The sequence below is a fragment of the Arthrobacter sp. 3Tela_A genome (assembly GCF_049311025.1).
In the GTDB taxonomy this organism is placed as follows: Bacteria; Actinomycetota; Actinomycetes; order Actinomycetales; family Micrococcaceae; genus Arthrobacter_B.
Genome location: NZ_JAXIOM010000087.1, coordinates 1 through 10598 on the forward strand (window position 1 = coordinate 1; position 10598 = coordinate 10598).

At 65.6% G+C, this 10598-nt stretch carries 8 protein-coding genes and 1 tRNA gene; 3 read left to right on the plus strand and 6 right to left on the minus strand.

Annotated features, from left to right (window positions below):
* Positions 1-191 precede the first annotated feature (191 nt).
* Positions 192-932 carry a PspA/IM30 family protein gene (locus tag TVC13_RS17330; RefSeq protein WP_091603118.1) on the plus strand — a complete coding sequence of 247 codons (741 nt, stop codon included), beginning with the start codon at positions 192-194 and terminating at the stop codon, positions 930-932.
* A gap of 55 nt (positions 933-987) precedes the next feature.
* On the opposite strand, the gene TVC13_RS17335 is transcribed toward TVC13_RS17330, so the two are convergent.
* From TVC13_RS17335 to TVC13_RS17350, 4 genes are all read right to left on the minus strand, one after another.
* Positions 988-1530 (minus strand): DUF6328 family protein, encoded by a 543-nt coding sequence (locus TVC13_RS17335; RefSeq protein WP_422402383.1) that lies wholly within the window; start codon positions 1528-1530, stop codon positions 988-990.
* Between the two features lie 99 nt (positions 1531-1629).
* A tRNA-Met gene (locus tag TVC13_RS17340) sits at positions 1630-1706 on the minus strand.
* 49 nt (positions 1707-1755) lie between these two features.
* A complete protein-coding gene (locus tag TVC13_RS17345; protein ID WP_422402384.1) occupies positions 1756-4743 on the minus strand; it encodes a UPF0182 family protein in 2988 nt (995 codons plus the stop codon).
* 240 nt (positions 4744-4983) lie between these two features.
* Entirely contained in the window at positions 4984-6120 is a 1137-nt protein-coding gene (locus tag TVC13_RS17350; protein ID WP_422402385.1) for a PDZ domain-containing protein, read from the minus strand.
* A 262-nt stretch (positions 6121-6382) separates the two neighbouring features.
* On the opposite strand from TVC13_RS17350, the gene TVC13_RS17355 reads away from it, so the two are divergent.
* Positions 6383-7861, plus strand: a complete 1479-nt coding sequence (locus TVC13_RS17355) for a zinc-dependent metalloprotease (protein ID WP_422402386.1) — start codon at positions 6383-6385, stop codon at positions 7859-7861.
* Here TVC13_RS17355 and TVC13_RS17360 read toward each other — a convergent pair.
* Positions 7858-8427 carry a SprT-like domain-containing protein gene (locus TVC13_RS17360; protein WP_422402387.1) on the minus strand — a complete coding sequence of 190 codons (570 nt, stop codon included), beginning with the start codon at positions 8425-8427 and terminating at the stop codon, positions 7858-7860. The genes TVC13_RS17355 and TVC13_RS17360 overlap by 4 nt on opposite strands.
* A gap of 123 nt (positions 8428-8550) precedes the next feature.
* Here TVC13_RS17360 and TVC13_RS17365 point away from each other — a divergent pair, with 123 nt between their 5' ends.
* Complete coding sequence (locus TVC13_RS17365; RefSeq protein ID WP_422402388.1) at positions 8551-9603, plus strand: ThiF family adenylyltransferase; 1053 nt, start codon at positions 8551-8553, stop codon at positions 9601-9603.
* A 21-nt stretch (positions 9604-9624) separates the two neighbouring features.
* On the opposite strand, the gene TVC13_RS17370 is transcribed toward TVC13_RS17365, so the two are convergent.
* Positions 9625-10598 (minus strand): 3'-5' exonuclease (locus TVC13_RS17370; protein ID WP_422402389.1); only part of this gene is annotated, 974 nt, incomplete at its 5' end.

The window sequence follows — 10598 nt, forward strand, 5'->3', positions numbered from 1 at the left end:
GCGGAGGGTTCGGCGGCTTTGGCGGCGGCGGGGGCTTTGGCGGCGGAGGCGGCTTTGGGTCTTCGGGAGGAAACTTCTAGCCAACGGGCATCCGCGGATTTTGCCGGGACGGGTTACTGCCGGACCGGGGTTTTGACAGGCTGGCAACAGCACAACAACGCACTACGTGAACACACGCGAAAGGCAGACAGATGGTAAAGCAGTCCATATTCGGGCGGATCGCCCAACTGGCCAAGGCCAACATCAACGCGCTTCTGGACCAGGCCGAAGACCCGCAGAAGATGCTTGACCAGATGGTCCGCGACTACAGCAACAACATTGCCGAGGCTGAAAGCGCCGTCGCACAGACCATCGGCAACCTGCGCATGCTGCAGGACGACTACAACGAGGATCTGGAGAACGCCCGCAGCTGGGGCAACAAGGCGCTGGCTGCCTCGCGGAAGGCTGACGAGTTCCGTGCCAGCGGCAACACCACGGACGCCGAGAAGTTCGACAACCTGGCCAAGGTCGCCATCCAGCGCCAGATGGCTTCAGAGAACGAGGCCCGCGGGGCCGAACCGACGATCGCTTCCCAGGAGGAAATCGTTGAGCGGCTCAAGACCGGGCTGAACCAGATGAAGGACAAGCTGCAGCAGCTGCAGTCCAAGCGCAACGAACTCATTGCCCGTTCCCGCAACGCCGCTGCACAGAACCAGATGCACGATGCGATCAAGAGCATCGACGTCATGGACCCCACCTCCGAGGTGGGACGCTTCGAAGAGAAGATCCGCCGCGAAGAAGCACGGGTGCGGGGTGCGAACGAGCTGGCAGCTTCAAGTCTCGACGCGCAGTTCGAATCGCTTGAGGACCTGGGCGAGCAGACCGAGGTCGAAGCACGCCTGGCCGCGCTGAAGGCCTCTGCCGCCAACCAGTCAGCGATCGAGCAGAACTAGCCTCGCTGTCCCCGGTAAACGGGCCGGTCCCCTGCTGGGACCGGCCCGTTTGGCGTTACGGGCTTAGGCCGCGGTTCCGGCGCAGCGCACGGTTCCTGCTTCGGCGCGGAAGCACCAGCCAAAGCAGTATAAGCACCAATGCGGCTCCGGCACCGGCAGCGGCTCCGGCCCCTCCGCCCAGGACAATATCGAACACCAGTGCCACAGTGCCGATCAGGATGAGTCCCACGAGAACCAGTGTCCAGCGCAGCAAGAGGTCACTGTTGCGCACCAGCTGATACTTGATCCGGCGCTGGAAGAAGGACCGGTGCATCACCACGGTGGACATAAGGACAGCCGTGACAAGGACGGAGAGCACCACAAGGGAGAGGTAGATGCCCACCTGCGCCGGAGAGAGCGTTGCGAAGCGCTGCTGGAACGGCAGCGTGAGCAGAAACCCGGTGAGTATTTGGATTCCGGTCTGGAGCACACGCAGTTCCTGAAGAAGATCAGCCCAGTTCCGGTCCAGTTTCTGCAGCGCAGTTTCGCCTCGGCCGGGATCTCCCCCGGGTCCGGGCCGGTAGCTGCCGTGTGGCCTCCCGTGGCGCCGGGCGTTCATGCAGCGAGTCTAGTAGCTTCGGCTAAGGGAAAGAGCCGATCCGGAATTTCCGGCAAAACAAAAGATCCCCATCCGGATATCCGAATGGGGATCTTTCTTTGGTTGCGGGGGCAAGATTTGAACTTGCGACCTCTGGGTTATGAGCCCAGCGAGCTACCGAACTGCTCCACCCCGCGGCGCGGTATCTACTCTACCGTCCGCGGGGTGGAGCCGCAACTCACACGGTTACTCGCCGGAATTCTCCTCGCCCGAATCGGCGCCCTCGTCGCCGGAGCCGTCAGCGGCACCGGCAGCAGCACCCGCGATGCGGTCCTGCGCGCCGATGGCCCGCTGGATAGCTGCGTTGAGCTTGTCCTGCGCTGCGCCGTAGGCTGCGAAGTCACCGTTGGCCAGGGCTTCCTGTCCTTCCTGAATGGCTGCACCGGCATCAGACAGTGCAGTTTCCAGGTCAGCCTGGGCCGTGGTTTCCACGGGCGGAGCACTGGGATCAACCGGCGTCTCGCCAACATTCTCCTGGTCGCCGGTGACAGCTCCGGAGTCGCCGCCGAAGACCTGGTCAAGTGCTTCGTCCAGGGTTGGGGCGAAGCCAACCTTTTCGCCGAAGTTCACCAGCACGCGCTGGAGCGTCGGGTAGGAGGAGGCACCGGAGGACTGCACGTAGACCGGCTGCACGTAAAGCATGCCGCCGCCCACGGGCAGGCTAAGCAGGTTGCCGTTGATGACTTCGGAAGCACCCTGGCGCAGCAGGTTCAACGCATTGGAAACCGTCGGATCCGAGTTGAACCGGTTCTGTGCCTGGCCGGGGCCGGGTACTGCCGTGTCAGTCGGAAGTTCGAGCAGGCGCAGCGTTCCGTACGACTCCGCCTTCTCGCCGTCCTTGCCGGTCCCTGCATCGGCATCAGCTGCGAGGAAGCCGTAGAGCACGTTCCGCGCTTCACCGTTCTGGCTGACGAACGGGATAAACGGCGTCGTCAGGGAGAATGCCGGGCTGTCCTGGCCGGGCATCTCCAGCGAGAGGTAGTACGGCGGCTGCTTGACGTCGGAATTCGTCCGGGTGGGGTCGGACGGAACGGACCATGCGTCGTCGTTCTTGTAGAAGGACTCTGCATCGGTGACGTGGTAGCGGCCCATGAGCTCACGCTGGACCTTGAACTGGTCCTCCGGGTAGCGCACGTGCGCCATCAGGTCCGCCGACATGTCGCTGTACGGCTTCAGCGTGGACGGGAAGACATCCTGCCACGCCTTCAGCAGCGGATCCTCGTCGTCCCAGGCGTACAGGGTGACGGAACCGTCGTAGGCGTCCACAGTCGCCTTCACCGCGTTGCGGATGTAGTTCACCCGGTCTGCCGGCAGTGCGGCGGAGGCACCGCCGGTCAGGGAATCGGTGGTTGCCGAAGCAAGCTCCTGCTGGGTGGAGTACGGGAAGTAACGGCTGGTGGTGTAGCCGTCCACAATCCACTTCACGCGTCCGTCAACAATGGCCGGGTAGGCGTTTCCGTCAACGGTCAGGTAGGGCGCAACCTTCTCCACGCGTTCACGGGGATCGCGGTCGTAAAGGATCTGGGACTCTTCGTTGACGAAGTCCGAGAGCAGCAGTTCCGTGGACTGGAACTTGATGGCGTAGACAAGCTGGTTGAAGAGGTTGCCCACGCTGGGTCCGCCGTCGCCGGAGAAGGTGGTCTGGGTGTCATCCTCTGCGTTTCCGGTCTGCGGCCGGTCGATTTCCACCGGAGCCGATCCTTCCGGAGCACCGACTACGGAGTAGTCCGGGGAAGACTCGCCAAAGTACACACGGGGTTCGTAGTCGCCCAGCACACCCGTGGAGGGGATGCCGGATTCCATGAAGCTGGGCTTGCCGTCAGCCTGCACCGTTGACCCGCGGGCTGCGACCACGCCGTAGCCGTGGGTGTACAGGATGTGCTCGTTCACCCAGCCGTCGGGGACGCCGTTGATGTTCAGCTCACGAACGGCGATGACGGTGTCCTGGACATCGCCCTCCACGTTGTAGCGGTCAACGTTCAGGGTTTCCGGGAACTGGTAGTACTGGCGGAACTGCTGGAGCTGGCCGAAAGCGTCCGAAACGACGTTCGGGTCCAGCAGGCGGATGTTCGCGGTGGTTCCGGCGTCGGCCGCCAGGGCCCCTGCGTTGGCGTCAACAGTTGCGTCGTAGTCGATCACTTCGGTGTCGGCCAGTCCGTAGGCTTCGCGGGTCAGGTCGATGTTGCGCTGGATGTACTCGCGCTCAAGGGTCTGCTCCGAGGGAACAACCTGGTAGCGCTGGACGATCCAGGGGTACACGCCGCCGGCCACGATTGCGGTAATGACCAGCATGGCCGTACCGATGATCGGCAGCCGCCAGCGGCCGATGATCGCCGAGAGGATGAACAGCAGTGCCACGATCACCGAGGCAACGGCGAGGATGGCCTTCGTGGGGATGACGGCATTGACGTCTGTGTATAGCGCGCCGGTCCAGGAACCTGAGGTGCTCAGGAGCGTGTTGTAGCGGTCCAGCCAGAAGTTCGCGGCCTGCAGCAGCAGGAAGGAAGCGGCAATGACGGCAATGTGGATGCGTGCCGGGCGGCTGACGAAGACGCCCTTCTCTTCGAGGCGGATGCCGCCGTAGAGGTAGTGGGTGAGGAGTCCGGCGATACCGCTGATGACGACGACGGAGATCAGGAAGCCCACGATGAAGCCAATGAACGGCAGCGTGTTCAGGTAGAAGCTGTAGTCCATGTTGAACTCGGGATCAGTCTGCCCGAAGTCCTTGCGGTTGAAGAACAGCAGTGCCTGTTCCCACATGGCCATGGCCGCTGTGCCGGCGAATCCGCCGACGACCACGGGAATTCCGATCATCAGGAGCTTGCGTACCGGCTCAAGCTGGGCCTGGTAGCGGTTCAGGTTGTCCTGCAGCGCGCTGTCCGGCGCATAGATCGGACGCGAGGAGTAAGCGGCGCGGATGCTGAGGTACACGCAGACGGCCATGACCAGGAACGCGGCTGCGAACAGGGCGATCCGGGTCAGGTTTTCCTTGACGAAGACTTCAAGGAAGCCAAGCTGGTTGTACCAAAGCACGTCAGCGTACACCTGGGAGAAGTAGACAAACCCGATCACCAGTACGGCTACGACGATCAGGGTGGCAATCAGCGGGCTGCGCCGCCGACGGGTGGTGCTGGGGCTCGGTTGGGAGAATGGGCCATTAGGTCCGGAAGTCACAGTTACCTCATCGTTCGGTACGTCGGCTCACGGCACCTGCGAACAGCTCGGCGAGTTCGGATTCTCTGCTGCCTCGGTATCGAAGCAACGTACGACCCCTGTGTCCGACGGCCTGCCCGTTTCTTGCCGTGGTTCCTTATTCTGCCCTGTTAATCCCGCACAGGGCCACTTATCGGGCAGCGGGGCCCGAACCTTATTAGGATCGTGATTCGATCCGGCTCCGGGAATGCCGCCGCCTGGTTATCCGGAACAGCGTGCGAGGCCCTCCGCAGTGTTGCCCGCTGCAAGGGTTTCGACGGCGTTGAGCGCCTGGTCCAGGGTTTCCACACTGACAACCTCGAGGCCCTCCGGGATGTTCCCTACGACTTCGTCGCAGTTCGCTTCCGGTGCCAGGAAGAACTCCGCACCTGCAGCAGCGGCTCCCACCATCTTCTGCTCGATACCGCCAATCGGTCCCACCCTGCCGTCGGCGTCGATGGTTCCGGTGCCGGCGAAGTTCCGTCCTTCGGTCAGCTCCCCGGGGGTCAGCTTGTCGATAATCCCCAAAGCGAACATCATCCCCGCGGAAGCGCCCCCGACATTCTCGAGGGCAATCTCAACTTCGAAGGGGAAGGTGAAATCAATGCTGAGGTAAGCGCCCATCTGGTAGGTGCCGTTCTCCCCGAGTACCGGCGTCACCTCCAGCGTCTGTTCCTGTCCGTCCCGGCGCACGGTAATCCGGGCGGGTGCACCGTCCGTCTCATTCAGGGCCTCCCGCAGGGACTCAACGTCCGTCACCTCAGTCCCGTCGACTGAGAGCAGAATGTCACCGGCCTCAAGGATCCCTTCGGCCGGCGCATCCTCCATGACCCCGGCGACGGAGAGTTCTTCCGTGAAGGGAATCTCCAGCTGGTCCAGGGCGGCAGCAACCGCGGACTCCTGGGAGGAGGTCATCGCGGCGGCGTTGCCTTCCTGGATTTCGCCGCGGGTGGTGCCGGGCGGGTAGACGAAGTCCACGGGCAGCACCGCGTCCTCCGGGTCTAGCCAGGAGGCGACGACTTCACCCATGTTCACCGCACCGTTGGGCCCGCCGGAGACGAACACGGTGGTTAGGGCCAGCTCGCCCGCAGTGGGGTAGGTCTGCTCGCCGTTGATCGTGATCAGCGGGCTGTCACCGATTTCCCCGATGGTGTTGAAAGTGGGGCCAGGTGATTCCAGCACGTACGGCGCCGGGATCACCAGTCCGGCAGCACCAAGAACCAGGGCTGTACCGCCGGAGAAAAGCAGCGCACGCCTGCGGGGGGAACGCCGCTCGGGGCGCTGCGGCGCAGCCGGCGTTCCGGCGGGCACACCCGTGGGGCTGTTTCCTGCGGAGGGTTCGTCGTTCGGGGAACGCAATCGGCTGTCCTTTCCTGCGGCGCACGGCCGGAGCCCGGCAGCGGCCGGACGGTGGAAGATGCATGTGCCCCGCGAAAGCACCGGCGGAGCCGGGCGCACACGAAGTCTTGGGACATTCTCCCACGTGCGCCCTTTGCCAACAGCGAACGTATCCCGAGAATGCGGGACAGTGCACGGCCGGTGCCGGTAACGTGGGAATCCACGCAGCCGGTGACCCACTGGCTGCTTATGCACTAGAACTTCCACAGGACCGGTGGTACCCATGAGCTCAAATCCCTCTGACCACGGAGACACTCCCCAGGATCCGCTGTCCGAGATGCTGGCCCGTCTCTTTGGCGGCGGCGGGGCCGCGGGCGGCCTTGATCCGCAGGAGCTGGCCAAGGCAGCGGGCCTGCCGTCGGATCCGAATGCCATGGCGATGATTTTCCAGCAGGTCCAGGCCATGTTCAGCGCCCCGTCCGAGGGACCCGTCAACTGGCAGCTGGCTAAGGACAACGCCCGGCGCGTCGCCGCTGCAGGCGGAGATCCCTCAGTGACCTCCGGACAGGCACGCGAGGTCGATGAAGCACTCCACGTGGCTCAGATGTGGCTGGACCCGGTCACGGACTTCCCGTCAACGACCACCCTTGGCAAAGCATGGTCCCGCGCGGAGTGGGTTGAAGCCACCATGGACTCGTGGCGCAGGCTCACCGAACCGGTGGCTGTGAGCATCTCCCAGGCCCTGTCCAACGCGATCACCACCCAGATGCCGGAGGAGATGAAGTCCATGATGGGCGGCGCGTCCTCCATGCTGGCAAACATGGGTGGGGCCATGTTCGGCATTCAGCTGGGCCAGGCAGTCGGTGCGCTCTCCCGGGAAGTGCTGAGCTCCACCGACATCGGCCTGCCACTTTCCGAGGGAACCATGGCGCTCCTGCCCTCCAACGTCGCCGCTTTCGGCGAAGGCCTGGACGTCCCCGACACCGAGGTACGGCTGTACCTCGCCGTGCGCGAAGCCGCTCATGCCCGGCTGTTCGCGCACGCCCCCTGGCTCGCACCCCACCTGTTCGGCATCATCGAGAGCTACGCGCGCGGCATCCACATCGATATGTCCAAGATGGAAGAGGTGGCCCGGGACATCGATCCCGCCAACCCGGAGTCAATCCAGGAAGCCCTGGCCGGAGGCGTCTTCCAGCCGGAGCGCACCCCTGCCCAGGCTGCCGCTCTGGAGCGTCTGGAAACCGCCCTCGCCCTGGTCGAAGGCTGGGTGGACGAGGTTACCGCCGCTGCGACGTCGAACCTTCCCTCCGCGGCAGCGCTGCGGGAAATGATCCGCCGCCGCCGCGCCAGCGGCGGACCGGCTGAGCATACTTTCGCATCGCTGGTGGGACTGGAACTGCGGCCGCGCCGGCTTCGGGATGCCTCCGCGCTTTGGTCCCAGCTGCGTGAAGAACGCGGCATCGAAGGCAGGGACGCCGTCTGGCAGCACCCGGACCTGATGCCCACCTCCGAAGACCTCGATGATCCGGCAGGCTTCAGCAAGCGGCGTGAGCTCCTGGACGCTTCCGATTCCGACGTCGATGCAGCACTGCGGCGGCTGCTGGAGGGCGGCTTCAACGAGCCCGCCGCGGACGAAAAGGAAAACGGCTCTGATGATTCCTCCGCCCCGGGGGACGGCACCGCGGCGGAGGACCCGTCCGGTGATGAAGGCGGCTCCGGCGACGACGGCCAGGAGCCCGGCAAGGGCGGCCCGTCCGCCTAGCCTTCTGACATTTCACCCTTGAGTCCGCGGGCGCTGGCGTAGGCAGCCCCGGACAGATAGGCCTTCGCCGTTTCAGTGTGCGGGTAGGACTCGAGCAGCCGCCAGAACTTCGGCCCGTGGGAGGGCTCGAGCAGGTGCGCCAGTTCATGGAGCAGTACGTAGTCCACCACCCAGGCCGGCATGCCAATCAGTTTGTCCGACAGCCGGATGGTTCCCCGGGCCGGCGTTGCCGAGCCCCAGCGCGAGTTTTGGTTGGCTACCCACCGCACTGACACGGGTCTGGCCGCGCCCTTGAGGTAGCGGCGGGACAATTCTGCAGCGCGCTCGGCGAGCCCTGAATCGGCCTCGGCCGGATCAACAGGCGGCGCTGCGGCCCTGGTCTCGAGTTTGTCCACCATCCGCTGCACCCATTCAGCTTCCTGGGCTTTGGTGAAGTGTGCAGGAATGGACACGACGGCGACGCCGTCCCGGAAGACGGCGTTGACCGTCCGCTTCCGGCGTGCCGAACGCCGCACTTCGATGGGCAACCCGGCTCGGGTGGTGGCTGGCACGGACGCAGAAGGCATATCTCCACATTATTCTGCCTGACTCCGGCTTATCGATTCCTGTGGAAAACCCGCTCCAGCCGGTTCTGGACGTGCCAACATGGTGGCCCGGCACTAGCACACCCCAGACCAGAGGAGACCGGCATGCGGATCAACCCGGGCATCTACGTCCTGGACCTAGGCACCGACCGCCGCCAGTTCGGACTGGGCGAAGGCGCCCTGCTCCTGGCCGGACTCACCAGCGGGGACCTTGCCTTCATTGGTTCCCTGCGGAACGGAGTTCCGGACGGTGAGGAGACCTCCGCCGGTTCTGCCGCCGGGCTTGAGAGCGGGCGGGTGGAGCAGCTGCTCCGGGTACTGGCCCCGGTCCTGCTGGCCCAGCCGGGCAACCGGCCGCTGCTTCCGCCCCTGCGCGAGGAACGGCTTCGGCCCGACGGCGAACGCCTCTCGGCTGTCTACGGCCGGGATGCGGTGGACGCCCTTGCCCTGCGCGGCGGAGCCGTCGTCGAGGTTTTGGGTTTGGGCCGGTGCGGGGCCCTGACCGCACGGATCCTCGCAGCTGCGGGTGTGGGCACCGTGCTGCTGGGTGACGGCGGCGTGGTCTCCCCCAGCGACGTCGGGCCGGCGTATGCGCTGACGGACATCGGCATGCCGCGCTATTCGGCCGTGAAGCGCCAGCTGTACCGAATTGATCCAACGGTGCGTGTCCTGCAGGTTCCCTGGCCGGCGGGCGGGGTTCGGACCGCGGCCGTCGACCTGGCCATCCTCGCCTCGGAGAAGCCCGCGCCGCTGCGCGCCCTGCCCGGGGACAAACTCGAGCAGCCGCATCTGGCCGTCTCCGTGCAGCAGTACGGCTACCAGGTGGGTCCGCTGGTTGTTCCCGGCGCAACTCCGTGCCTTGGCTGCCTGGACCGCCACCGCGGGGATTCCGACCCCGGCTGGTATGCACCGGCGGCCGAGCCGGCGGGTCCTGCACGGCCGCCGGGTCCCGGAGGTGAGGAAACCGCATCAGCAACCCTGGCAGCTGCGTCAGCGGCAGGGCAGGCGCTGTCCTTTCTCGACGGCGTCGCCCAGCCGGTTACGTGGTCTGCTGTCCTGCAGCTGCGCGCCGCAGACGGCCACATTGGCCTGGAGGCGCTGGACTTCCATCCGGACTGCGGCTGCCGGCTGCAGTCGGCCCGGATCGAAGCTGCCTGAGCCGTTCCCGGTTCGCAGCGGCTAGAGCTGCGGGCTTTGCGCCAGCACCTGCAGGACTGCCTCCCCGTAGCGTTCAAGCTTGGACGGTCCCACCCCGGGGATTGTCGCCAGCCGGTTCAGCGTGGGCGGTTTGTCCTCGGCGATGGCCACCAGCGTCGCGTCCGTGAACACAACGAACGCCGGAACCCCCGCTTCGCTTGCGGCTTCACGCCTCCACTCACGCAGCGCCTCGAACGTTGTTTCGTCATACGTTGAAGGGCAGTCCCCGCAGCGGCCCATTTTGCGCTCCGCCCCGGTGGTGAGCAGGCTGCCGCAGACCCGGCACTTTGCGGGACCGGTCACTTTCTTCCGGGCCGGCCGGACCTGCCGGGGAGAGCCGGCATCGCGGGCCGTGTTGGGCCGCAGCCCGTCCAGAAACCTGGAGGGCTTGCGGTTGGCCCGGCCGCCGGGAGTGCGGGCTGTGGACCAGGACAGAGACAGGTGCACCCGGGCACGGGTGATGCCCACATAAAGCAGGCGCCGCTCTTCATCAACGGCCTCGGGCGTGTCCGCGAAGGAGATCGGCATCAGGCCTTCGCTAAGCCCCACCAGGAAGACGGCATCCCATTCCAGACCCTTGGCTGAGTGCAGACTGGCCAGGGTTACGCCCTGGACCTTCGGCGCGTGCTGGGCGGCGGCACGTTCCTCCAGCTCCGCAGTGAAATCCGCCAGGGTGAAAATGCTGTCCGGGTCCAGCGTGCGGTTCGCGTGCAGTTCATCGGCCAGCGCAACGAGCGCGGCCAGGGATTCCCACTTCTCACGCGTGGCTCCTCCGCCGGAGGGCGGGTCAGCCGTGTAGCCAAGGTTTGCCAGGATGTCACGCACCAGCTGCGGCACCGGCTCGTTGCCCACGGAGCGGGCGGCAGCACGCAGCTGCAGCATCGCGTCACGGACCTCGCGGCGGGGGGAGCACCCGGGGCCGCCCCGGGGGGGGGGGCCGCGTGCGGCCCGGGGCC

Excerpts from the sequence above, each read along its gene's own strand:
- TVC13_RS17330 (WP_091603118.1), top strand. The coding sequence starts at position 192 with ATGGTAAAGCAGTCCATATTCGGGCGGATCGCCCAACTGGCCAAGGCC.
- TVC13_RS17335 (WP_422402383.1), bottom strand. The coding sequence starts at position 1,530 with ATGAACGCCCGGCGCCACGGGAGGCCACACGGCAGCTACCGGCCCGGA.
- TVC13_RS17355 (WP_422402386.1), top strand. The coding sequence starts at position 6,383 with ATGAGCTCAAATCCCTCTGACCACGGAGACACTCCCCAGGATCCGCTG.
- TVC13_RS17360 (WP_422402387.1), bottom strand. The coding sequence starts at position 8,427 with ATGCCTTCTGCGTCCGTGCCAGCCACCACCCGAGCCGGGTTGCCCATC.
- TVC13_RS17365 (WP_422402388.1), top strand. The coding sequence starts at position 8,551 with ATGCGGATCAACCCGGGCATCTACGTCCTGGACCTAGGCACCGACCGC.